The following is a 22186-nucleotide window of genomic DNA, read 5'->3' on the forward strand; positions in this document are numbered from 1 at the left end:
TCTCCGCTACCAGCTGGTCCTGCGGCTGAGTTCCCACATCTGCATGACGGTCTGCGGGTCGAGCGCGCGCTCGCCGCCCGCGATGTCCTCACCGGCCGCGATGTAGAGCTTGCCCTGCCACAGCGGGAGGAGCCGGACGTCGTCGACCATGATCTCCTGCGCCTCCTTGAACTCCTCGGCGGCTGCCCCGCGGTCGCTCTCGCGCCGCGACTTCGGCAGGATCTCGTCGGTGATGCGCGGGCTCACGTACGGAGTTCCCAGCGCGTTCTGCTTGCCGACGAACGGCGCGATGAAGTTGTCCGCGTCCGGGAAGTCGGGGAACCAGCCACGACCGAAGACCGGGTACTCGCCCTTCTGGTAGCCCGCCGCGAACTCCTTCCACGGCTTGCTGCGCAGGTTCACCTTGAAGAGGCCCGAGGCGTCCAGCTGCCGCTTCAGCTCGGCGAACTCGAGCGCGGTGCCGGAGCCGTACCGGTCGGTGGTGTACCAGAAGGTCAGCTCGACCGGCTTGGTGATCCCGGCCTCGCGCAGGATCGACTTGGCCTTCGTGACGCTGGGCTCGCCGAAGGCGTCGAAGAACTCCGTGGTGTGCCCGGCAATGCCCTTGGGGACCATGGAGTACAGCGGCTCGGCCGTGCCCTTGTACGCCTTGTCGACGAGTTCCTCGCGGTCGACGATCTGGGCGATCGCCTTGCGGACGGGCTCCTTGGCGACCGAGGAGTCCCGCGCGTTGAAGACGAGGTAGCGGATGTCGGCGCCGGTCGACTCCACGAGCTGGAGCTTCTCGTTCTCCGGGGTGTCCTCCTGGAGGTCGACCACCTCCTCGGCGGTGAGACCCCGGTAGGTGGCGTCGATCTCCTCCTCCCGCAGCGCGGTGACCATGGCCTCGGACTCCTTGAAGTACCGAATGGTCACGCCGCCGTTCTTGCGGTCCGCGAACCCCTTGTAGGTGGGGTTCTTGGTCAGCTCGGCCTTGTCGCCCTCGACGTAGTCGTCGAGGACGTAGGGACCGGAGCCGGTGAGCTTCCCGTCCTCACGGAGCTTGTCGGCGGGGTACTCGGCGGGGTCCACCAGGGACATGGCCGGGGTCGCGAGGACGAAGGGGAAGGTCGCGTCGGGCTTGTTCAGCTTGAAGACGACCGTACGGTCGTCCACGGTCTCGATCTTGTCGAGCGAGCCGAGCATCCCGTTGGGGCCACCGTCGGCGTCGATCGTGCGGATGCGCTCGATGGAGTACTGGACCGCCTTGGCGTCCAGTTTGTGCCCGTTCGAGAAGGTCAGGCCGTCGATGAGCTTGCACTCGAAGATCCGGCTGGCGGTGTCGGAGAATTTGCAGTCGGCGGCATCGGACTGCGGGGTCGTGCTGCCGGTGGGAAAACTCACCAGCGTCTGGAAGACATTTCGGTACAGCTCCCAGGAATTGTCCCAAGCGGCTGCCGGATCAAGCGTGGTGGGAGAACTCGTCGTGCCGACGACGATTCTCTGCTCCCCGGTGGATTCACCGTCCGAAAACAGGCTGCATCCGGATACCAGGGATATGGACGCAAGGGCTGCAGCGGCCTGCAGACTGGTCCGGTTGAACACGTGCACGCTCCTCGTTCAGCCATGGGTCGGCCGACCATACCGCAGCGCCCCGCCAGGTCAATGTTCGACCCTGACGGGGCACTTGAGGCATTCAACGATTAACCGGGGTCAAACCGGTCAGGAATTCAGGAAAGTGTCCGGATATCGGTCACTCGACGCCGGAGTTGAGGAAAAGACCCCCGTCGACCACGAGCGTCTGCCCGGTGATCCAGTCCGACTGGTCGGAGGTGAGGAACGCGGCGGCGCCCCCGATGTCCTCCGGGACGCCCAGCCGGCCGAGCGGGTACGCGGCCGCCGCCTCGGCCTCCCGACCCTCGTAGAGGGCCTGGGCGAACTTGGTCTTGACGACGGCCGGGGCGATCGCGTTGACGCGGACCACCGGCGCGAACTCGTGCGCCAGCTGGAGGGTCAGATTGACCATGGCCGCCTTGCTCATCCCGTACGCGCCGATGAACGGCGAGGCGGAGATGCCGGCGATCGAGGCGATGTTCACGATCGCGCCGCCATGATCCTTCTGCCAGGCGCGCCAGGTCAGCTGGGCGAATCCCAGGGCCGAGATCACATTCGTCTCGTAGACCTTGCGGGCGACGTTCAGGTCGAGCTCGGCGATCGGTCCGAAGACCGGGTTCGTCCCGGCGTTGTTCACCAGGAAGTCGACCCGGCCGAACGCCTCCATCGTCGCCTCGACCGCAGCGGCCTGGTGGGCCTCGTCGTGGGCCTTGCCGGGCACCGCGATGACCCGGTCGGCCCCGAGGCGCTCGACGGCCTCCTTGAGGGCCTCCTCGCCCCTTCCGGTGATGCACACACGGTCGCCGCGGGCGACCAGCGCCTCGGCGATGCCGTAGCCGATGCCCCGGCTGGCGCCGGTGACCAGAGCGACCTTGCCGGACGGCTCGGGCAGTTCCTTCGTGCTCATGTACGTCTCCTTCTTCCCGCTCGAAGCGTCAGTTGAGCGGGCCGCCGGCCACGTACAGGACCTGGCCGGAGACGAAGCCTGCGTCGTCACCCGTGAAGAAGGCGATGGCGTTGGCGATGTCCTCGGGCTTGCCGACGCGCTGCACCGGGATCATGGAGGCGGCCGCGGCCTGGAACTCCTCGAAGCCCATGCCGACGCGCTCGGCGGTCTGCGCGGTCATCTCGGTGACGATGAAGCCCGGGGCGACGGCGTTGGCGGTGATGCTGAACTTGCCGAGCTCCTTGGCGAGGGTCTTGGTGAAGCCCTGCAGACCGGCCTTGACGGCCGAGTAGTTCGCCTGGCCGCGGTTGCCGAGCGCGGAGGACGAGGAGAGCGAGACGATCCGGCCGAAGCCCGCGTCCACCATGTGCTTCTGGCACGCCTTGGCCATCAGGAACGCGCCCTTGAGGTGCACGTTCATGACCGTGTCCCAGTCGGACTCGCTCATCTTGAAGAGCAGGTTGTCGCGGAGCACGCCGGCGTTGTTGACGAGGATCGTCGGGGCGCCGAGCTCGGCGGCGACGCGCGCGACGGCGGCCTCCACCTGAGCGCTGTCGGAGACGTCGCAGCCGACGGCGATGGCGGTGCCACCGGCGGCCGTGATCTTCTCGACGGTGTCCTTGCAGGCCGCCTCGTCGAGGTCGAGTACGGCGACGGCGCGGCCCTCCGCGGCCAGCCGTACCGCGGTCGCGGCGCCAATGCCCCGCGCCGCGCCGGTGACGACGGCTACGCGCTGCTCGGTGGTCGACATGCTGGTTCTCCTCGCCCTTGGATCATCCATGGATGCGGCTCGCACGGTGCGTCCCACACATGAGCGACCGCTTAGTACCTTCCGCAGACGAGACGCTAGAAGCCCTGGCACCCGGTGTCAACGGCCCACCGGGTGCACAGCATCACTCCGCGCCGCACCGGACGGCGCTCAGCGCACCAGCAGATCGAGCAGCCTTTCGACCTCGGCCTCCGGGTCGGCGGTCAGACCGGTGTGCACCGGGCCCGGCTGGACGACCGTGGAGCGGGGCGCGATCAGCCAGCGGAAGCGCCGTCCGGCGTCGTCGCGCGCCGCCTGTCCGGCGTCCTCCCCGCCCAGGCAGATCCCCTCGACCGCGTGCAGCGCGGCCCGTACGCCGGTCACGTCCGCACCGGGATCGAGCACCCTGAGCTTGGCCTCGTCGAGATGCGTGCGGGCGGCGACGAAGGACTTGGCCCGGCAGTAGACCACCACGCCCGCGTTGAAGAACTCGCCGCGCTCGACACGGGGCACGACGCGCAGCAGCGCGTACTCGAAGACATCGCGGTCGGTCACGTGGTGCGGTCCTTCTGGGCGGAGTGCGGCCGGGGGGCGAGACGTTCGGCGAGCCAGCCTGGCGGCTGCGCCGGCCCCCGCTCGACCCGCGGACCGAGAGTGATCCGCTCGTGGATGGTCGCGGCGCGCGGCAGCAGCGCCTCCACGTACGCGGCGCGCACCGCGTCGGTGCTGTCGAAGCCGGGCTCGTCCACCAGCCACTCGTCGGGGACGTCGGCGGTGACCGCCTCGAGCAGCTCGCGGGTGACCAGGGGTGCCAGCTCGGCCGCCGCGGCGGCGACGTCCGGCGAGAAGGGCGCGAGGGCGTGGTCGGAGGCGTCGTACGGCTTCGCGGCGGAGGCCTGGGCGCCCCGCCAGTTGTGGTGCCAGATCATCGTGGCGCCGTGGTCGATGAGCCAGACGTCGCCGTGCCAGACCAGCATGTTCGGGTTGCGCCAGGACCGGTCGACGTTGTTGATCACCGCGTCGAACCAGACGACCTTCCCCGCCTCCTTCGGGTCCACTTCGTACGCCAGCGGGTCGAAGCCCAGCGAGCCGGGGAGGTAGTCCATCCCGAGGTTGAGTCCGCCACTCGCCTTCAGCAGCTCCTGGACCTCCTGGTCGGGCTCGGAGAGCCCGATGACGGGGTCGAGCTCGATGGCGACGAGCTCGGGCACGCGCAGCCCGAGCCGGCGGGCGAGCTGCCCGCAGATCACCTCGGCGACGAGTGTCTTGCGCCCCTGCCCGGCACCGGTGAACTTCATGACGTACGTACCGAGATCGTCGGCCTCGACGATGCCGGGGAGCGAGCCGCCCTCACGCAGAGGGGTGACATAGCGAGTCGCTGTCACTTCTGTAAGCATTTCGCCAGGCTATACGGCCCGCCGACAGGGCCTGCGTTGCAGCCGGGTCGCGGTCACTGCCCGGCCCGGATCATGTCCGAACACTTCTCGCCGATCATCATCGTGGTGATGCACGGATTGACCGCGGGCAGGAACGGCATGACCGAGGCGTCCGCCACCCGTAGCCCCTGCACCCCCTTGACCCGCAGCTGCGGGTCGAGGGGCGAGGTGGAGTCACGCTCGGCGCCCATCCGTACGGTGCCGGCCGGGTGGTAGACCGTGTTGTGCGTCTGGCGGATGTAGGAGAACAGCTCCTCGTCGGTCGTGGCGTCCGGTCCGGGCGCCAGCTCCGCACCCTTCCAGTCGGCGAGCGGCGCCTGCGCCGCGATCTCCCGCGCCAGCCGCAGTCCGCGGATCATCACCCGGATGTCGTGCTCGTGGGTGAAGTAGCGCGGGTCGACCTTCGGCTTGTCCCGGAAGTCACGGCTGCGCAGCCGGATCGTGCCCTCGGAGCGGGCGCGGGTGACGTTCGGCGTGAGGCAGAACGCGTTGTCGGTGGTCGGATAGCCGCGACGGTAGGTGTTCATGTCGAACGGGACCGAACCGTAGTGGAACATCAGATCCGGCCGGTCAAGACCCGGTTCTGTGTCCGTGAAGATCCCGATCTCCCACCACTGCGTGGACGAGGTGACCATGGGCTGCTTCGCCTCCCACATGATCACCCCCTCGGGATGGTCCTGGAGGTGTGAGCCGACGCCGGGCGAGTCCACGCGTACGTCCACGCCGTTGTCGCGCAGATGGGCGGCGGGTCCGATGCCCGACAGCATCAGCAGCTTCGGCGAGTCGATCGCCCCGCAGGAGACGATCACCTCGCGCCGCGCCCGTAGGGAGTCGAGATGCACGGCGTCCGGCTGCAGGTACTCCACACCCGAGCAGCGCGCGCCGTCGAACAGCAGTCGCCTCGCCTGCACCCCGGTGCGTACCTCCAGATTCGGCCGCTTGCCCATCACGGGATGCAGATACGACACCGAGGCGGAGGAACGGGTCCCGTCCTCGCGGCAGTTGATCTGGAACCAGTTCGCTCCGCGCACCACCGTGCGGCCGGAGTTGAACGGCACCGTCGGGATGCTGCTTGCCGCGCAGGCCGCCAACAGCGCCCGGCCGCACGGGTCCCGGGGCGGCACCGAGCGGATCGTCACGGGTCCGGAGCGGCCGTGGTGGTCGCCCGTGCCGTCGTTGGTCTCCAGCCGCTGGTACAGCGGGAAGCAGTCGGCCGCGCTCCAGCCCGTGCACCCCATCGTGCCCCACTCGTCGAGGTCCTCGGCCGGCGCCCAGAAGGCGATGCACGAGTTGTGCGACGAGCAGCCGCCGAGCACCTTGGCGCGGGCGTGGCGCATGAAGCTGTTGCCGTTCTCCTGCGGCTCCACCGGATAGTCCCAGTCGTAGCCGGACTCCAGCAGGGCCATCCACCGGTCCAGCCTCAGGATGCTCTCGTCGCCCTCGTCGGAAGGCCCCGCCTCCAGCAGGCAGACGCTGACACCGGGATCCTCCGACAGGCGGGCCGCGACGACGGCCCCGGCGGTGCCGCCGCCGACCACGACGTAGTCGAACTCGGGCTCAGAGGGCTGTGCGGGCATGGTCTCTCCAGTACGAGATGTCCCCGTGGGGGGAGGGAGGCCGGATCAGGAGACGTCTGCGCGGTGTTCGGCCAGCACGCCCGTACGGTGCCGTTGTACGAACCAGTAGTAGGCGAAGCCGCCGAGCGCCACGATGCCGATGAACAGGAACGCGCCCCAGCGCAGGTACCAGTGCTGGGGCCCGGTCGCGTTGTAGACCTCGGCGCGGGGCCAGGCCAGGTTCAGGGACATGGCGGCGCCCCACAGCACCGCCAGGATGTTGATCGGCAGTCCGAAGCGGCCGAGCGAGAAGGCTCCCTCGCGGGGCTGCCAGTTCCCGCGCAGCCGCTGGATCAGCATCGGGGTGGTGACCATCAGGTAGGCCACGTAGATCATGATGACCGCGATGCTGGTGATCACCGAGAAGATCTGCGGCTGGTTGATGTTGACGACCAGGATGACGACACCCACCGCGCCGATCAGGACGGCGGGAATCACCGGGGTACGGAAGCGCGGGCTCACCTTGGCGAGCGCCGATCCGGCGGGCAGGTTGTTGTCCCGTGCCATCGCGAACATCAGCCGGATGCCCGCGGCCTGGACGGCCAGCACGCACACCGTGATCGCCACGACCACGCACCACAGGAAGATCTCACCGATCGTCGCCCCGAGCGTCTCCAGCACCACGTACTGCAGGCCGCCCGTGGCCAACTCCTTCGACTGCAGGTCGGGCACCGCCATCAGCGCGAACAGCAGGATGAGACCACCGATGACGAAGGACGCGACGAGCGCGCGGAGAATCGCGCGCGGCGCGTTCCGGCTCGGGTTGTGAGACTCCTCGCCGAGCGAGGAGGCCGTGTCGAAGCCGTACATCACGTACGCCGACGCGAGTGACGCGGTGAGGAACGCCCCGAGGTAGCCGAGCGGCTCTCCCGCGCCCAGACCGTACGTGTCGGTGAGCACCGTGGCGGGCCCACGGGTGATGTGCGCGGCGAGGCAGATGATCAGAGCCACGGCGGCGATCAGCTCGATGAAGACACCCGCCGAGTTGATCCGCGCCATCAGCTGTACGCCGAAGGCGTTGACCAGCGTGGAGAAGAGGATCAGCACCGAGCCGAGCAGGACCGCGTTGGCCGCGGCGTCGTTCTCGCCGCTGCCGTCGCCGACGAACTGGAACCAGGGGTCGATCTGCGGCAGCGTGATCTGGTACGCGAGAGCCACGGCCGACAGGGTCACCATGGTGGCCGTCATCATCATCCAGCCGCCGAGCCACCCCACGTGCGGGCCGCCCATCTTCTTCGCCCAGTTGTAGACCGAGCCCGCGACCGGGTAGCGCGCCGCCAGCTCGCAGAAGCACAGTGCCACCATCAGCTGGCCCACGAACACCATCGGCCACGACCACCAGTAGGCCGGGCCGCCGAAGGCGACTCCGAAGTAGAACAGCTGGAACGTGCCGGTCAGGATCGAGATGTAGCTGATCCCCGCGGCGAACGTGTGGAAGTTGCCCAGTGTGCGCTTCAGTTCGGGCCGGTAGCCGAGCTCGGTCACCGAGTCGTCGTCGTGCGGGGCGTCGCTGCCGGCGCCGGGCCGGTCCTGGCCTGTCGGCTGTGCGGTCACTCGAACCACCTCTGCGCCTTGGGGGCGAGGTTGCGCCAGATGTGCTTGGTCTCCTGGTATTCGGCGAGTCCCGCCGGCCCCAGTTCGCGGCCGAAACCGGATTGCTTCATGCCGCCCCATTCCGCCTGCGGCACGTAGGGGTGGAAGTCGTTGATCCACACGGTGCCCGCCCGGAGCCGGGACGCGACCCGGTGTGCGCGGCCGGTGTCCTGCGACCACACCGCACCCGCGAGGCCGTACATGGTGTCGTTGGCGACTGCGACGGCCTCGGCCTCACTGGCGAACCGCTCGACCGTGAGCACCGGGCCGAACGACTCGTCACGGACCACCGACATCCCGGGCGTGCAGTCGTCAAGCACGGTCGGCGGATAGTAGTAGCCGTCGGCGAGTTCCGGGGCCGTCGGCCGCGCCCCGCCACAGCGCAGCACCGCGCCCTCGGCCAGGCCCGCGGCCACGTAGGCCTCCACCTTCTCGCGGTGCGCTGCCGAGATCAGCGGTCCGGTCCGCGCGTTCTCGTCGAACGGGCCGCCCATCGGGATGGCCCGCGCGCGAGCCACGATCTCGTCGACGAAGGCGTCGTGCAGTGAGTCCTCCACGAGGAGCCGGGCACCTGCCGAGCAGACCTGCCCGGAGTGCAGGAAGACGGCCATCAGCGCGTAGTCGACGGCCGCCTCGAAGTCCGCGTCCGCGAAGACGATGTTCGGGTTCTTGCCGCCGAGCTCCAGGGCGACCTTCTTCACCGTGGGCGCCGCTGCCGCCATGATCCGGCGGCCGGTGGCCAGGCCGCCCGTGAACGACACCAGATCCACGCGGGGATCCTCGGTGAGCGGCGCGCCGGCCTCGGCGCCCGTCCCCAGGACCAGGTTTCCGACCCCTGGCGGCAGCCCCGCCTCGGTGAGCAGCCGCATCAGCAGGATCGCGGTGTGCGGGGTCAGTTCGCTCGGCTTCAGCACGAACGTGTTGCCCGCCCCGAGCGCCGGGGCGACCTTCCACGCGGTCTGCAGCAGCGGATAGTTCCATGGGGTGATCAGGGCGCACACCCCGACCGGTTCGTGCACCACCCGGCTGTCCGCCTCCGGGTTGCCGGTGGCGATGATCCGGTCGGAGCCGCCCGACGCGGTCAGATTGCCGAAGTAGCGGAAGCAGGCCGCGATGTCGTCCATGTCGTACTCGGACTCGACGAGCCGCTTGCCGGTGTCCAGGGACTCGGCCCGGGCGAAGGTCGCCTTGTCACGTTCCAGCAGATCGGCGACGCGCACCAGCAGCCGTCCGCGCTCCGCGGCGGGCGTGGCGGGCCACGGCCCGCTGTCGAACGCCTCGCGGGCGGCGGCGACGGCCGCTGCCGCGTCCTTGGGACCGGCCTCGTCCACGGTGGCGACCAGGGTGCCGTCCGCCGGGCAGCGGATCTCCCGCGTGCGACCGTCCGCAGCGGCGGCCCACGTGCCTCCGATGAACAGCTCCGGCATCGCGCACCTCCGGGTCGATGGGCCGGGCACTGTCTGTGTGCTCCACCCCATGACACTAGGCAGCCTCGTCCGACCCCGCAGAACGAAGGAGCGGGGCGGCCGAGGATCGCAACGGCTCCGCCCGGGCGCGGGCCCCGTGCCTCGGCTTCGTCGCCGTCACCCTTCTGGGCGCTCGAGGGTCGCCACCGGACGCCGCACGGCTCGTCTGGACGGGTGAGAGCCGAGCGACCGGCGGCTCAGGTGCCGGACGACGCCTGCGCCTCGGCCTCCGCGCGGTACAGCCTGCGCAGCCGCACCACGCCCAGATCGTGCTGGTACAGGTTCTCCCGCTGGTCGGCGTCGGCGGGCATGGCCTCCAGCATCACGCGGTCCTGTTCCAGGACCTCCCAGTGGCGCTTCTCGATCAGCGTCTTGTACAGGAAGCGCCAGGACGCGCGCTGCCAGTCCTCGACCCGGCGGTAGCGCCAGAAGAAGACACCGGAGCGCTGCTCGTCGACGGGGCAGACCATGCCCACGATCCCGAACGGTCCGCCCGGGCCGGCCGACGGCGGGTACGGGATGGACAGGTCGACCCAGTCGACACCGGTACGGCACAGCTCGACCCAGTCGAAGTTGACGCCCCGCTGGTCGGTCTTCTCGAAGAAGTAGCCCCGCTCGGTCTCCCGGATACGGAACTTGGCCGTCGTGTCGCCGGCGAACATGGTGTGCGACTCGTGGTGGAGGAAGGCCCCGTGCATCGGGTCGAGCAGGTTCTCCACGGCGTAGCGCCACGGCACGTTCCACTCCGCGTAGCAGAGGAACGCGTCCACCGCGGGGTCCGTCAGCGGCTCGGGGAGCGTCAGCTCGGCCGGCTCGGGGTGCTCCTCGTCGCCGAACCAGGCGAGGATCGCGCCGCCGACCTCGCGCACGGGCAGCGAGGTGACCAGCTTCTTGCCCTCCAGGTTGCAACCGGGGAGGCCGGGGACCGAGGTCACCGTGCCGTCGGTGCCGACCTCGACGCCGTGGTACCAGCAGGCCACCCGGTCGCCGAGGTGCTTGCCCAGCGACAGGGGCGCTCCGCGGTGCGGGCAGCGGTCGGCGAGCATGGAGAGCGTTCCGTCGGAACGGCGGAACAGCAGCCACTGCTCGCCGAGCGCGGTCACCTTGCGCATCGCGCCGGCGGCGACGAAGCGCGAGGGGACGACGGGATGCCACTGGTTGCGCAGTCCGGTGGCGTAGATGCGGTCCGCGGCGGCGGTGGACGACAGCGTCATGTCAGGCTCCCAGTCGGTTCATCTCGGCGCGGAAGGACTCCTCGGTCCACGGCGTGCCGTCGGCGGTCTGCACCTTGCGGGCGTTGAGCCCGCGCACCACGTCGGCGAGCTCGTGGCCTTCCTGGGTGAAGACCTCTTCGAGGGTGGCGGCGAGCTTGTACTCGTACGGCGTGGGCTCGTGCGTACGGGACTGGTGGACGTCCAGGTACGGCCAGGTGTCGGTCACGTTCTCTCCTGAGAAGGCGGGGGAAGGGGTCACAGATCGAGGACGAGCCGGCCGGAGGCGCACCGCGAGACGCAGATCATCATGGTGGCGCCGGCCGACTGCTCAGCCTCGCTGAGCAGGAAGTCGCGGTGGTCGGGCGTGCCGTCGAGCACTCGGGTCTCGCAGGATCCGCAGATGCCGTCGCGGCAGGAGCTGTTCACGCTGAGCCCGGCGCTCTCCGCGGCGTCGAGGATCGACGTGCCGGGGCCGACCCGGAGCGTCAGGCCCGAGGTGCGGCACTCGACCTCGAACTCCTCGTCGTCCCCGGCGCGCTCCACGGTGGGGGCGGCGAACCGCTCCAGGCGCAGTCGGCCCTCCGGGCAGCGTTCCTCCACGGCCGCGAGGAGGGGTTCGGGTCCGCACGAGTACACGAGCGCGCCGTCGGGCAGCCGCGTGAGCACCGTGTCCAGGTCGATGTGGCCCAGCTCGTCCTGCGGGACGAGCGTCACATCGCCGCCGAGCAGGGCGAGTTCGGCGGTGAAGGCCATCGAGGCCCGGCTCCGGCCGCCGTAGACCATGCGCCACTCGGCACCCCGGCGGGCGGCCTCGCGGGCCATCGCGAGCAGGGGGGTGATCCCGATGCCACCGGCGACGAAGACGTACGAGCCGGCGTCCTCAAGGGCGAAGTGGTTGCGCGGCTCGGAGACCGTGACGGTCTGGCCGGGGCGCAGCTTCGTGTGCACATGGCGCGAACCACCGCGCGAGGACGGCTCGTTGAGGACGCCGATCCGGTACGCGCCCTGGTCGTCCGGGTCGCCGCACAGGCTGTACTGGCGGACGTGGCCCCCGACGTGCACGTCGATGTGGGCGCCGGGCGTCCAGGCGGGCAGGGGCTTGCCTTCGGGGTGGGCAAGCTCGACGGACAGTACGCCCTCGGCCTCCCATGTCATGCGGTGGACGATCAGCTGCAGCGGGTTCTCGCTCATGGCCTGGTGCCTCCTTACCGGCGATAGGCAGTACGGGACCGGATCACCGGCCCGGGATCCTCACGGGTGGGGTGAACGGGTTCTTCATCGGGCCCAGGGCCGCGAGGTCGACCTCGACGAGCGTCGGCCCGTCCGAGGCGACGGCCTCTGCGATGACCGGTGCCGCGTGCTCCTCGGCGGCGATCCGCAGGTACGGCAGGTGGCAGGCGCGGGCGAGGAGTTCGAAGTCGGGTGTCACCAGGTCGACGCCGGAGCGGCGCTCGCTGTGGCGGTCCTGCATGTTGCGCAGCACGCCGTACCCGCCGTCGTTGAAGACGATCAGGGTGAGGCGGGGCCGCTCCTGGGCGAGGGTGAGCAGTTCGCCGAGGTGCACGGCGAGTCCGCCGTCGCCGGCGAGGACGACGGTGGGTGCGTCGGGCCGCGCGAGCGCCGCGCCGATCCCCATGCCGAGGCCCTGGCCGATGCCGCCGCCGCGCGGGAAGACGTTGTCCCGCGGGTCGTACATCTCCAGCAGGCGGTTGCCCCAGCTGCTGGAGGGGATGGTCACGTCGCGGGCGACGACGGCCTCGCGCGGCAGCGCGGCGCGGATCGCGTCGCAGATCGCGGCCTGCGGGCCGATGGCGTCGTGGAGGTGGGCGCGCACCTCGGAGCGCACGGCACGGACGCGTTCGCTCCAGCCGTCCTCGGCGGGTGTGGCGTGCCCGGTCAGGGCGGCCAGAGTGGGCGCGGCGTCGCCGTGCAGGGGGTGCGCGACCGGGTAGACCCGGCCGAGCGCCGCCCCGTCGACGTCGATCTGTATGTGCGCCGCGGGCAGGTCCAGCGTGTAGTCGGCGGTCTCGTTGGACCGGAAGTGGGTGCCGATGGTGAGCAGCACGTCCGCGTCGGCGAGCAGGGCCCGCGCGGCGGGGGTGGTGGCGAAGTTGCCGATGACCTGTGCGTGGTCCTCGGGCACCGTGCCGCGCCCGGCGTTGGAGGTGAGCAGTCCCGCTCCGGTCGCCTCCAGGAGGCGGGCGAGTTCGGGGCGGGCCCCGGTCGCGCCGCCGCCGGCCCAGACGAGCGGGCGGCGGGCGGAGGCCAGCAGCTCGCCGGCGGCGGCCAGTTCACCGTCGGTGGGGGCCGGCACGGCGGGGAAGCCGGGAACGGCAAGGCCGTCGGTCTGGGGCGCGTACTGGAGGTCGATCGGCCACTCCACGCTCGCCGGCCCACCGGGTCGGCCCGGGCCGCTGAGCGCTGCCCGCGCCGCCTCGCGCAGGATGTGGCCCGCCCGCTCGGTGTCCGGCACGGTCGCGGCGTGGGCCGACACGGCGGTCAGCATGCCGAGTTGGTCCTTGGTCTCGTGGATGAATCCCCGTCCGCTGCCGAGGAATTCGCTCTCCACCTGACCGGTGACGTGCAGCACGGAGCTGCCGGCGCTCAGCGACTCGATCAGCGATCCGGCGGCGTTGCCCGCGCCGGTACCGGTGGAGGTCAGGGCGCAGCCGATGGAGCCCCGGGCGCGTCCGTAGGCGTCGGCGGCGTTCACGGCGGACGCCTCGTGGCGCACGGGAACGAAGCGCAGTTCGCGGTCGACGGCCTCGACGAGCGGCAGGTTGTGCACGCTGACGATGCCGAAGACGGTGTCGATGCCCAGTTCACGCAGGACGGCGACGAGGAGATCGCCTCCGTTGTCGTAACGCATGGTGTCTCCTCAGAGGATGGAGCGGCCGACGCCGCCGCACACGTCGATGCTGGTGCCGGTGATGTAGGAGGCGCGGGGCGAGAGCAGGGTGACGACCGCGTACGCGACCTCCTCGGCCCGGCCGAGCCGGCCGAGGGCGACGCCCCGGTCGGCTGCCAGTTCCGCCTGCCAGTCCTCGTAGCTCGTGCCGGTGCCGGCCGCGGCGTGGCGGCGGGTCCACTGGCCGGTGTCGATGAGGCCCAGGCACACGGAGTTGACCCGGATGCCGTCGGCGGCGAGTTCGGCCGACAGGGACTTGGAGAGGTTGAGGATGCCGGCGCGGGCGGCGCTGGTGGTGATCAGACGGGGCTCGGGCTGCTTGGCGAGGACCGCGTTGATGTTGACGATGCTCGCCGCCTCGGAGCGGGCGAGGTACGGACGCGCGGCGCGCAGGGGGTTCAGCACCCCGGCGAACTTGAGCTCCAGTTCGTCGCGCCAGTCCTCGGCCGTCGAGTCGTCGAGCCCCTTCATGCGGGACTGTCCGGCGTTGTTGACGAGTCCGTCGACGCCGCCGAACGTGTCGGCGGCACCGCGTACGAAGCGGTCCACGGCGTCGGCGTCCCGGACGTCGCACACGCCGGTGAGCAGGCGGTCCCGCCCGGCGCCCAGCCGGGCTGCCGCCTTGGCGAGACGGTCGGCGTCACGGCCGCAGGTGGCGACGCGGGCGCCCTCGTCGAGCAGGGCGCGGACCGTGGCCAGGCCGACGCCCGAGCTGCCGCCGGTGACCACGATGGTGCGGTCGGCGAGGCCCAGATCCATAACGGGTTTCTCCTGCGCTTCAGTTCATGGTGAAGCCGCCGTTGACGGCGATCACCTGTCCGGTCAGATAGCGGGACTCCTCGCCGAGCAGGTACGAGACGATCCCGGTGAGGTCGTCGGGCTGCTGCGGCCGGGAGACGACCCGGTTCATGCGGTAGAGGTCGTGCCGCTCGGCGGGCACGGTCTCGGTCGCCTCGCACTCGGTGAGTCCGGGGGCGACCGCGTTGACGGTGATCCCCTTGTCGCCGAGCTCGCGCGCCATGGCCCGGGTGAGGGCGATGACCGCTCCCTTGGAGGCGATGTAGTGGGCGAGGCGTGGGGAGCCGTAGAGCGCGGCGTCCGAGGCGATGTTGACGATCCGGCCCGGTGCCGCGAGGAGCGGGTACAGGGCCTTGGACACCAGCCAGGGGCCGCGGGCGTTGACCGTCATGAGCCGGTCCCACACCTCGATGTCGATGTCCTGGAACTCCTTGCCGCCCACGCCGTTGGCGAGCGCCGCGTTGTTGACCAGGCCGTACAGCGGGCCGATCTCCCGCACGGCGGCCGCGAGCGCGGCCACCGAGTCCGGGTCGGCGACGTCGCAGCGTACGAAGCGGGCGTCGATGCCCTCCTCGCACAGCTCCGCGGCCGCGCGCTCGCCCCGCTCCCGCTCCAGTTCGGCGACGACGACGCGGAAGCCGTCCTCGCCCGCCCGGCGGGCCATGGCCAGTCCCAGGCCACGGCCCGCTCCGGTGACGACGACGGTGCGCGCGCCGGCCGGGGGCAGGTCAGCCACGGGTGACGCCGTGCATCGGCGAGTACTCCGGGTAGGTCGGCACCTGCGGCTTCTGCGTGCCGATGACCACGCAGAAGAGGGCGTCGGTGTCGCCCTCGTTCTTGAGGGAACGGGTCACGCCGGCCGGGACGACGATCATGTCGCGGTAGCCGAGGGTCCGGTACTCGACCTCGTCGGGTCCTCGGTGGATGCCGACCTTGACCTCGCCCTCGAGGACGAAGAACGCCTCTTCGACGTCGTGGTGGGTGTGCGCCGGGCCCTCGGCGCCGGGCGGAAGCAGCATGTTGGAGAAGGTGAACCCGCCGGACGGGATGATCCGGCTGTCGTTCTCGTGGTTGCCGGTCGCGCCGGAGCCGACGTACCGGATCTGGCCGCGGCGGAACTGCGCGCCGGCCTTCTCCTGGAAGGACAGGGTGTCGAAGTCGGCGACCCGGGAGTCCTTGGTGGCGATGAGCGAGTCGGTGTAGTCGGCGAGGTCGCCGCCGTTGTCGTACTCGGTGGTGGTCAGAGGCATGGGGACAGCTCCTATTCGGGGATGCGGGCGGTGATGCGGAGGTGGGAGAGGATCCAGGCGTTGAAGCGCCCGGGCTGCTCCTGGTTGGCCAGGTGACCGGCGTCCTTGACGATCACGAAGGCGGTCTTGTGGAGGGCTCCGGCGATGGCCTGGCTCGCCTCGATGCCGGTGACCTCGTCCTGGTCGCCGCAGAGCACGAGCGAGGGTGCGGCGACCGTGGGCAGTTCGGCGCGGAGGTCGGCCGAGGCCATGGACTCGGCGGCGTACGCGTAGCCCGGCAGCCGCACCGAGGCGGCCATGGTGTCGACGACCCGCCGGACCAGTTCGGCCGGAGCCCCGGGTGACACCAGGCGTGGTCCGCGGGCCGCGGCGAAGGCGCGCGGGCCGAGTTCGGCCAGCTCGGTGGCGCGGGCCCGCATGGCCGCCGCCTTCGTCCCGTCCGTACCCGAGCCGGGGCTGGAGTCGGCGACGATCAGCGAGGCGACGAGGTCCGGGTGGCGGGCGGCGAGCCGCAGGGCGATCACGCCGCCCCAGGAGACGCCGAGCACATGGGCGCTCCCGCCGCGCTCTCGGATCAGCCGTGCCGCCGCGTCCGCGAAGTCGTCGAGGGTGAGGGGGACTTCGGGGTCGGGCGACGAGGCGTAGCCGGGGGCGTCCCAGGCGACGACCCGTGCGTACGAGGAGAGTTCGGCGAGCTGCGGGGCGAAGGCGGCCGACGACGATCCGATTCCGTGCAGGCACAGGAGCAGCGGGCCGTGGTCGCCGGCTTCCTCGACGTGGACCTCCGTGGCGGCGGGGGCGAGGACGTCGGCGCTCACAGGATCTGTCCCGTCCGTCCGGCGAGCGCGGCGAGGCTGCGCAGGACCGCGTACGGCACGACCTGGCTGGTCGCCGGGTTGCCCGGGTCCGGCAGGTGCGCGACCTCGAAGCGGTACGTCCCGTGCGCGCCGGCCGCCTCGATGACGTGGCGCGTGTGGTGGGCCGCGGGATCGGCGACGACCCGGACCCGCACAGCGTCCAGGTCGCCGACGGCCAGCGCGACCGAGGCGGCCACGTTCGTCGACTTCGGGAATCTGACCGGGACCTCGCGGGCCGTTCCGGTCATGACCTCGACCGGGCCGGTCGCCGTCCGCATCCGGGCGAGCAACTCCTCGTCCATCCAAGGCTGTTCGAGGGTCGAGGGCAGCTTGGTGGTGGTGAGGCGGACGTCACTGAGCGGCCCCAGGGAGCGGACCGCCTGGAGCAGGTCGAGTCCGCCGACGGCGCCGCCGGTGAAGTACACCCGGCCCGGGCCCGCCGCGAGCAGTCGCTTCGCCAGCTCGTCGTCGGTCAGCGCCCCGGTGGAGGCGATCAGCAGGTCGGTGCCGGAGGCGAGCACCCGCTCGCCCCATTCCCGTACGACACCCTGGCCGGCCGCCTCCACGATCAGGTCGCAGCGGTCCAGCGCCTCTTCGAAGGGGACCTGCGGGGCCGGGGCGGCCTCGCCGAGCGGGCGGTTGTCGACGACGCAGTCGAGCTCCGCGCCGCTCACGTCGCCCGCGGCGAGCGCGGTGCCGACGATCCGGCCGATCGCGCCCCAGCCGACGATGCCGACCTTGCGTACGGTGCTCATACGGTGACCTCCTGGGCGTCGAGGGGGGCGAGCGGGCCGGGGTCCGGCGCGCCCGCCATGTGGCAGCGGATCTCCTTCGACGGCGGGCCCGCCGTCCCCCACAGGTCGGACAGGTCCGGCACCCGCCGCCACACTCGGGCGATCCAGGCGTCCTCGACGATCTGGGCGACCTCGGAGGTGTACTCGCAGACCAGCCCGGAGGGGTCGGTGAAGTAGGAGAAGGTGTTGTTCCCGGGGCCGTGGCGACCGGGGCCCCACTGGGGGGTGATGCCGTGGTGGCGGAGCCGGCCGAGGCCGCGCATGAAGTGGTCGACCGAGCTCATCTCGTACGCCACGTGGTTGAGCGAGGTCCACTCGGCCTGGTTGAACGCGATGCAGTGGTGGTCGGCGTTGCAGCGCAGGAACGCCATCTGGTGCTCGGACCAGTCGGAGACACGCAGGCCGAGCACCTCGCAGTAGAAGGCGACGGCGGCGTCGATGTCGACGGTGTTGAGCACGGCGTGGGTGACCCCGACGGGCACGGCGCCGTCCCGTCCGCGCGGGACGACCGCCTCGACGTGGGCGCTGATCTCGATGAGGCGCCCTTCGGGGTCGGTGAACCGCAGCCCGTATCCCCCGCCCGCCTGGTCCAGCGGTCCGGGCCCGAAGACGGGGACGAGGGAGCGTGCCTCCAGGCGCCGGGCCGCCTCGTCCACCTCGGCCGGGGTCCCGACGGCGAAGGAGATCCGGCCGAGGCCGACGCGCTCGTGCTCGGTCAGCTGGAGGACGTGGTGTTCGTCGCTCGTGCCGCGCAGCCAGCGTGACCCCGTGTCGGACTCGACGGTTTCGAGGCCCCAGACGTCCTCGTAGAAGCCGGCGGCCTCGGTGAAGGCCGGGGTGTACAGCTCGACGGAGCGCAGGGAGCGGAGCCGGGCGATCGGACCTGGCGGTGTGGGGTGCATGAGTCTCTCCAGACGGGCGGGCGTGCCGGGTCAGTTGGCCCAGGGCAGGGGAAGGTCGGAGGTGCCCCAGTACAGGGACTTCTGTCGCTGGTAGGCGCGGATCGCGTTCCGGCCCTTCTCCGTGCCGAGGCCGCTGTCCTTCCAGCCGCTGAACGGGGTGGAGGCGCTGAACTGCTTGTACGTGTTGATCCAGACGGTGCCGGCCTCGATCCGGCGGGCGATCCGCCAGGCGGCGCGCAGGTCGCGGGTCCAGATGCCGCAGGCCAGCCCATAGACGGAGTCGTTGGCCTGGCGGACGAGGTCGTCCTCGTCGTCGTAGGGCAGGGCGACGAGGACCGGGCCGAAGATCTCCTCCTGGCAGGTGCGGGAGGTGTTGGCCAGGCCGTCCAGGACGGTCGGGAGGTAGTACGCGCCGTCCTGGTACCGCTCCCCCTGGGGCGCCGCCCCACCGCACAGCACGCGCGCGCCTTCGGAGCGGGCGAGGTCGACGTAGGCGGCGACGGAGTCACGGTGGCGGTGGTGCACCAGGGGGCCGACCTGGGTGGCCGGGTCGGTGCCGGGGCCGACGCGCAGCTTGCGGACCCGCTCGACGAGCTCGCCGAGGAAGGTGTCGTAGATCTCGCGTGCCACGAAGAGCCGCGATCCGGCGATGCAGGACTGGCCGCTGGACGAGAAGATCCCGAACAGCACTCCCGCCAGGGCCTGCTCGATGTCGGCGTCGGCGCGCACGATGGTCGGCGACTTGCCGCCCAGCTCCAGTGAGGCGGGGACGAGCTTCTCGCCGGCGATCGCGGCGATGGACCGGCCGGTCTCGGTGCCTCCGGTGAATCCGATCCGGGCGACGAGGGGGTGGCGTACGAGGGCGTCGCCGACGATCCTCCCGCTGCCGGGCAGCACCGAGAGCAGGGCGGTGGGCAGGCCGAACTCGTCGAGTGCCCGGGTGATCAGCCGCCCGAGGGCGAGGGAGACCAGCGGGGTCCAGGCGGCGGGTTTGAGGAGGACGGCGTTGCCGGCGGCGAGCGCGGGGGCGATCTTCTGCGCGTCGCTGGCGACCGGCGAGTTCCAGGGGTTGATCGCGCCGACCACGCCGATCGGTTCGTGGACGCTCATGGTGACGTACGGGCCACGGGACGGGGTGACCGCGTCCTCGGCCGTCTCCAGGGCGGCGGCCATGTACCGGAAGGTGCCCGCGGCGCTGAGCGCCAGGGCGCGGGTCTCGGTGAGGGTCTTGCCGGTGTCGGCGGTCTGCACGGCGGCGAGCTCGGGCGCCGCCTCCTCGGTCAGCTCGGCGATCCGGTGCAGCAGCCGGGCGCGCTCGTGGGCGGGCATGTCGCGCCAGGCGGGGTCCGCCACCGCCTTCGCCGCGGCTTCGGCCGCTTCGGCGACCTCGGCGGCCGAGGCGGAGTGCACGGTGGCGAGCACGCGACCGGTCGCCGGATCGACGGTGTCGACCGGCTCGCCCGCACCGCGTCGCCACTGGCCCGCGATCAGGATGTCGGTGGGAAGGAGCTGCACGGGTGGACCTCCGGGCGGGCGGCGGAAGGGGAGTTGGCTCCGCGCACGGACGGAGTCCGGCACGATCCCGTGGCCGGAATCGTCGAAGCACTAGAAATCTAAGCGCTTAACTATTTCTCGACAAGCCCCCGAGTCGAGATCGTTGCCGAATCAGCCTTGAGCACGGCCTTCACGGAACCGATGATGACTATCGGGCCCGCGAGACGGAGATCTCTAGGCGCTTAACCATTGACCGCTTAGATATAGACCCCTACTGTCTCGGCAACTCCCCTGCCCGCGGAAGGACCCCCTCAATGACGACTGTGGCCGGCAAGCAGGCCATCGGCTCCGTAGCCGCGCGACTCGAACGACTTCCGCACTCGCGGTGGCACGTCAAGGTCCGGTTCCTGATCGGCGCCGTCACCTTCTTCGAGGCGTTCGACCAGCTGCTGGCCGCCTCCGCACTGCCCGTCCTGATGAAGGAGTGGCACCTGACCACCGGGCAGGCCACCCTCGCCGTGACCTCCGCCTCCATCGGGATGCTGCTCGGCGCACTGGCGGCCGGCTGGCTGGGCGACCGGATCGGCCGGGTCCGCACCGTCGCCCTGGGCGTCGGCATCACCGGCCTCGCCAGCCTCGCCGTCGCGTTCTCCGGCAGCATCGAGACGTTCTCGCTCTTCCGGTTCGTCCAGGGACTCGGCATCGGCGGAGTCGTACCCGTCGCCGCGACCTACATCAACGAGATCGCCCGCTCCGACAAGCGGGGCCGCTTCGTCCTGCTCTACGAGATGATCTTCCCCGCCGGACTCGCGGCGGCCACGCTGGTGGCCGTGTGGGTGGTCCCCCACTTCGGCTGGCGCGCGATGTTCCTCATCGGCACCATCCCGGTCCTGCTCGCCGCCGCACTGCCCCGCCAGGTCGCCGAGTCCCCGCGCTGGCTGCTGGCCCGCGGACGCACCCAGGAGGCGGAGGAGGTCATCGCGCGCATCGAGGCCGAGGTCGCCCGCTCCACCGCCCAGGAGCTGCCCGCTCCCGCCGCGAACCTGTCCGACGAGACGTCCCGCGGCCGCCTGGGCGACCTGTTCCGGGGGCGCTACCTCCGTCGGACGGTGGTCCTCTCGGGTCTGTGGTTCGTCGCCTACTACGTCAACCACGGCATCTCCACCTGGCTGCCCTCGCTCTACACGAAGACGTTCGGCCTGGATCTGACCACCGCCCTCGTCTACACACTGCTGAGCAACGTGACCGGCCTGCTCGGCACCCTCATCGTCGCGCTCCTGATCGACCGCATCGGACGCAGGCCCGCCCTCGTGGGCGCGCTCGTCGGCACCGTACTCTCGCTGGGCGTGCTCGCCCTGGCCGGCGCGACCTCGGGCGGCCAGGTGGCGGTCTTCGCCTCCTGTACGACCTTCTTCCTCTACGCGGTCAACGCGGGGCTCTACCTCTACTCGCCCGAGCTGTACCCCACCGCCAACCGTGCCAAGGGCGCCGCGTTCGGTGGCGTGTGGAACCGGCTCGGCGTCATCCTCGGCCCCGTGACCGTCGGCGCGATCATCGGAGCGGGCGGCAGCCTGACCCTCGTCTTCCTGCAGCTCGCGGTGGTGGCCGCGGTGGGCGCGGCGATCGCCTGCTTCGCCGTCGAGACCAAGGGCCGGACGCTGGAGGAGCTCAACGCCTGAGCCGGCCGGAGCGGAGCGGCCGGCCGGGCGCTTTCACCTCAGGGCTAAGATTCTCACCGCTGTGAGAATTCGGGGGACGCCGGACGAGGGGAAGACCATGGCTGCATCGAGGCCGGACCGTGACGCCGTCGCGAGCGTGATCGAGGACTGGGCGCGGGAGAGGCCCGAGCTGGACACCAGTCCGCTGGAGGTCCTCGCCCGCCTCCACCGCTCCTTCCTGCGCTACAGCACCCGGCTCACGGCATCGATCGAACGGCACGGTCTGTCCGTGGCGGGCTTCGACGTCCTCACCGCGCTACGGCGCGCGGGACACCCGCACCGGCTGAACGCCGGCCAGCTCGCCGACTCCGGTCTCGTGTCCTCGGCGGGGGTGACGCTGCGCATCGACCGCCTGGAGAAGGACGGCCTCATCGTTCGCGAACGAGACGCCGACGACCGCCGCGTCGTGTACTCGCGCCTCACCGACAAGGGCCTCGCGACGGTGGACACCGTGTTCGCCGAGCATCTGGACAACGAGCGCCGGATGCTCGGCGGCCTGTCCCCCTCCGAACGCCGCCAGCTCGCACGGCTGCTGCGCAAGCTGGAGGAGTCGATCATCGCCTCCGACGAGGAGCCGACGGACACGACGGGGTGAGGGACGCTTCCGTCCCGTGCCGATGACACCGCGCTCGGGTCGGCCTTCCCGGGCACGGCCGCTCGCCCGACAGCCCCGAACCGGCCGCGAGCGAAGTCGCTTTGATCGACTGTCACTCCCATGGCAAGGTATTCGCGCTTGCGTTCTGCGAATGCGCTTACGTACGGGGGTTGGGAATCGTGGCTGTCACGGTGCCGGATTGGGCTGACACGCTGCTGGATCTGGTGGGGGTGAACTGGCCCAACGTCGACGAGGACG

At 70.9% G+C, this 22186-nt stretch carries 21 protein-coding genes; 2 read left to right on the forward strand and 19 right to left on the reverse strand.

Translation table 11 applies throughout. The features are described 5' to 3' along the window. Nucleotides 1-6: 6 nt before the first annotated feature. From ACFVZW_RS27890 to ACFVZW_RS27980, 19 genes are all read right to left on the reverse strand, one after another. Nucleotides 7-1584 carry an ABC transporter substrate-binding protein gene (locus tag ACFVZW_RS27890; protein ID WP_384526702.1) on the reverse strand — a complete coding sequence of 526 codons (1578 nt, stop codon included), beginning with the start codon at nucleotides 1582-1584 and terminating at the stop codon, nucleotides 7-9. A gap of 148 nt (nucleotides 1585-1732) precedes the next feature. Beyond that, nucleotides 1733-2500 carry an SDR family oxidoreductase gene (locus ACFVZW_RS27895; protein WP_384526705.1) on the reverse strand — a complete coding sequence of 256 codons (768 nt, stop codon included), beginning with the start codon at nucleotides 2498-2500 and terminating at the stop codon, nucleotides 1733-1735. 28 nt (nucleotides 2501-2528) lie between these two features. Then, complete coding sequence (gene fabG / locus ACFVZW_RS27900; RefSeq protein WP_384526708.1) at nucleotides 2529-3290, reverse strand: 3-oxoacyl-ACP reductase FabG; 762 nt, start codon at nucleotides 3288-3290, stop codon at nucleotides 2529-2531. A gap of 168 nt (nucleotides 3291-3458) precedes the next feature. Beyond that, nucleotides 3459-3842 carry a DUF3037 domain-containing protein gene (locus tag ACFVZW_RS27905; protein WP_384526711.1) on the reverse strand — a complete coding sequence of 128 codons (384 nt, stop codon included), beginning with the start codon at nucleotides 3840-3842 and terminating at the stop codon, nucleotides 3459-3461. Next, nucleotides 3839-4684: a HipA family kinase gene (locus tag ACFVZW_RS27910; protein ID WP_384526714.1), complete on the reverse strand. Its 846-nt coding sequence runs from the start codon at nucleotides 4682-4684 to the stop codon at nucleotides 3839-3841. The genes ACFVZW_RS27905 and ACFVZW_RS27910 overlap by 4 nt, the downstream gene beginning before the upstream one ends. A 53-nt stretch (nucleotides 4685-4737) precedes the next feature. After that, the gene (locus ACFVZW_RS27915) at nucleotides 4738-6300 is read right to left on the reverse strand and encodes a GMC family oxidoreductase (RefSeq protein WP_384526717.1); all 1563 of its coding nucleotides are present in this window, start codon (nucleotides 6298-6300) and stop codon (nucleotides 4738-4740) included. A 45-nt stretch (nucleotides 6301-6345) separates the two neighbouring features. Beyond that, on the reverse strand, nucleotides 6346-7893 hold the full coding sequence (locus ACFVZW_RS27920; protein ID WP_384526720.1) for an APC family permease: 1548 nt from the start codon (nucleotides 7891-7893) through the stop codon (nucleotides 6346-6348). After that, nucleotides 7890-9359: an aldehyde dehydrogenase family protein gene (locus ACFVZW_RS27925; RefSeq protein WP_384526723.1), complete on the reverse strand. Its 1470-nt coding sequence runs from the start codon at nucleotides 9357-9359 to the stop codon at nucleotides 7890-7892. Before ACFVZW_RS27925 ends, ACFVZW_RS27920 begins: the two co-directional genes overlap by 4 nt. A gap of 236 nt (nucleotides 9360-9595) precedes the next feature. Continuing rightward, on the reverse strand, nucleotides 9596-10612 hold the full coding sequence (locus ACFVZW_RS27930) for a Rieske 2Fe-2S domain-containing protein (RefSeq protein WP_384526726.1): 1017 nt from the start codon (nucleotides 10610-10612) through the stop codon (nucleotides 9596-9598). A 1-nt stretch (nucleotide 10613) separates the two neighbouring features. Further along, nucleotides 10614-10838 (reverse strand): recombinase-like helix-turn-helix domain-containing protein, encoded by a 225-nt coding sequence (locus ACFVZW_RS27935; protein ID WP_383558674.1) that lies wholly within the window; start codon nucleotides 10836-10838, stop codon nucleotides 10614-10616. 29 nt (nucleotides 10839-10867) lie between these two features. Further along, nucleotides 10868-11803, reverse strand: coding sequence for a PDR/VanB family oxidoreductase (locus ACFVZW_RS27940; RefSeq protein ID WP_384526730.1), 936 nt, complete (start codon nucleotides 11801-11803; stop codon nucleotides 10868-10870). Nucleotides 11804-11846: 43 nt separating this feature from the next. Next, nucleotides 11847-13481: a thiamine pyrophosphate-binding protein gene (locus tag ACFVZW_RS27945; protein ID WP_384526733.1), complete on the reverse strand. Its 1635-nt coding sequence runs from the start codon at nucleotides 13479-13481 to the stop codon at nucleotides 11847-11849. 9 nt (nucleotides 13482-13490) lie between these two features. Beyond that, a complete protein-coding gene (locus ACFVZW_RS27950; RefSeq protein WP_384526736.1) occupies nucleotides 13491-14279 on the reverse strand; it encodes an SDR family oxidoreductase in 789 nt (262 codons plus the stop codon). 19 nt (nucleotides 14280-14298) lie between these two features. Continuing rightward, nucleotides 14299-15054, reverse strand: a complete 756-nt coding sequence (locus tag ACFVZW_RS27955) for an SDR family oxidoreductase (protein WP_384526739.1) — start codon at nucleotides 15052-15054, stop codon at nucleotides 14299-14301. Further along, nucleotides 15047-15568 carry a cupin domain-containing protein gene (locus tag ACFVZW_RS27960; protein WP_383558668.1) on the reverse strand — a complete coding sequence of 174 codons (522 nt, stop codon included), beginning with the start codon at nucleotides 15566-15568 and terminating at the stop codon, nucleotides 15047-15049. The genes ACFVZW_RS27955 and ACFVZW_RS27960 overlap by 8 nt, the downstream gene beginning before the upstream one ends. 11 nt (nucleotides 15569-15579) lie before the next feature. Next, the gene (locus ACFVZW_RS27965; RefSeq protein ID WP_384526742.1) at nucleotides 15580-16386 is read right to left on the reverse strand and encodes an alpha/beta fold hydrolase; all 807 of its coding nucleotides are present in this window, start codon (nucleotides 16384-16386) and stop codon (nucleotides 15580-15582) included. Then, on the reverse strand, nucleotides 16383-17180 hold the full coding sequence (locus tag ACFVZW_RS27970; protein WP_384526745.1) for an aspartate dehydrogenase domain-containing protein: 798 nt from the start codon (nucleotides 17178-17180) through the stop codon (nucleotides 16383-16385). The genes ACFVZW_RS27965 and ACFVZW_RS27970 overlap by 4 nt, the downstream gene beginning before the upstream one ends. Next, on the reverse strand, nucleotides 17177-18121 hold the full coding sequence (locus ACFVZW_RS27975; protein ID WP_384526748.1) for a VOC family protein: 945 nt from the start codon (nucleotides 18119-18121) through the stop codon (nucleotides 17177-17179). The genes ACFVZW_RS27970 and ACFVZW_RS27975 overlap by 4 nt, the downstream gene beginning before the upstream one ends. 30 nt (nucleotides 18122-18151) lie before the next feature. Continuing rightward, nucleotides 18152-19636 (reverse strand): aldehyde dehydrogenase, encoded by a 1485-nt coding sequence (locus ACFVZW_RS27980; RefSeq protein ID WP_384526751.1) that lies wholly within the window; start codon nucleotides 19634-19636, stop codon nucleotides 18152-18154. Nucleotides 19637-19929: 293 nt separating this feature from the next. Between ACFVZW_RS27980 and ACFVZW_RS27985 the strand changes: the two genes are divergently transcribed. Continuing rightward, the gene (locus tag ACFVZW_RS27985; protein ID WP_384526754.1) at nucleotides 19930-21294 is read left to right on the forward strand and encodes an MFS transporter; all 1365 of its coding nucleotides are present in this window, start codon (nucleotides 19930-19932) and stop codon (nucleotides 21292-21294) included. 97 nt (nucleotides 21295-21391) lie between these two features. Further along, nucleotides 21392-21928, forward strand: coding sequence for a MarR family winged helix-turn-helix transcriptional regulator (locus ACFVZW_RS27990; RefSeq protein WP_384526757.1), 537 nt, complete (start codon nucleotides 21392-21394; stop codon nucleotides 21926-21928). Nucleotides 21929-22186 lie beyond the last annotated feature (258 nt).

This window comes from Streptomyces sp. NPDC059567 (genome assembly GCF_042735655.1).
Taxonomy (GTDB): Bacteria; Actinomycetota; Actinomycetes; order Streptomycetales; family Streptomycetaceae; genus Streptomyces.

Bases quoted from the DNA above. Each gene is read 5' to 3' on its own strand.
- ACFVZW_RS27895 (WP_384526705.1), bottom strand. From the start codon at position 2,500: ATGAGCACGAAGGAACTGCCCGAGCCGTCCGGCAAGGTCGCTCTGGTC.
- fabG (WP_384526708.1), bottom strand. From the start codon at position 3,290: ATGTCGACCACCGAGCAGCGCGTAGCCGTCGTCACCGGCGCGGCGCGG.
- ACFVZW_RS27910 (WP_384526714.1), bottom strand. From the start codon at position 4,684: ATGCTTACAGAAGTGACAGCGACTCGCTATGTCACCCCTCTGCGTGAG.
- ACFVZW_RS27915 (WP_384526717.1), bottom strand. From the start codon at position 6,300: ATGCCCGCACAGCCCTCTGAGCCCGAGTTCGACTACGTCGTGGTCGGC.
- ACFVZW_RS27925 (WP_384526723.1), bottom strand. From the start codon at position 9,359: ATGCCGGAGCTGTTCATCGGAGGCACGTGGGCCGCCGCTGCGGACGGT.
- ACFVZW_RS27930 (WP_384526726.1), bottom strand. From the start codon at position 10,612: ATGACGCTGTCGTCCACCGCCGCCGCGGACCGCATCTACGCCACCGGA.
- ACFVZW_RS27940 (WP_384526730.1), bottom strand. From the start codon at position 11,803: ATGAGCGAGAACCCGCTGCAGCTGATCGTCCACCGCATGACATGGGAG.
- ACFVZW_RS27945 (WP_384526733.1), bottom strand. From the start codon at position 13,481: ATGCGTTACGACAACGGAGGCGATCTCCTCGTCGCCGTCCTGCGTGAA.
- ACFVZW_RS27950 (WP_384526736.1), bottom strand. From the start codon at position 14,279: ATGGATCTGGGCCTCGCCGACCGCACCATCGTGGTCACCGGCGGCAGC.
- ACFVZW_RS27960 (WP_383558668.1), bottom strand. From the start codon at position 15,568: ATGCCTCTGACCACCACCGAGTACGACAACGGCGGCGACCTCGCCGAC.
- ACFVZW_RS27970 (WP_384526745.1), bottom strand. From the start codon at position 17,180: ATGAGCACCGTACGCAAGGTCGGCATCGTCGGCTGGGGCGCGATCGGC.
- ACFVZW_RS27975 (WP_384526748.1), bottom strand. From the start codon at position 18,121: ATGCACCCCACACCGCCAGGTCCGATCGCCCGGCTCCGCTCCCTGCGC.
- ACFVZW_RS27985 (WP_384526754.1), top strand. From the start codon at position 19,930: ATGACGACTGTGGCCGGCAAGCAGGCCATCGGCTCCGTAGCCGCGCGA.
- ACFVZW_RS27990 (WP_384526757.1), top strand. From the start codon at position 21,392: ATGGCTGCATCGAGGCCGGACCGTGACGCCGTCGCGAGCGTGATCGAG.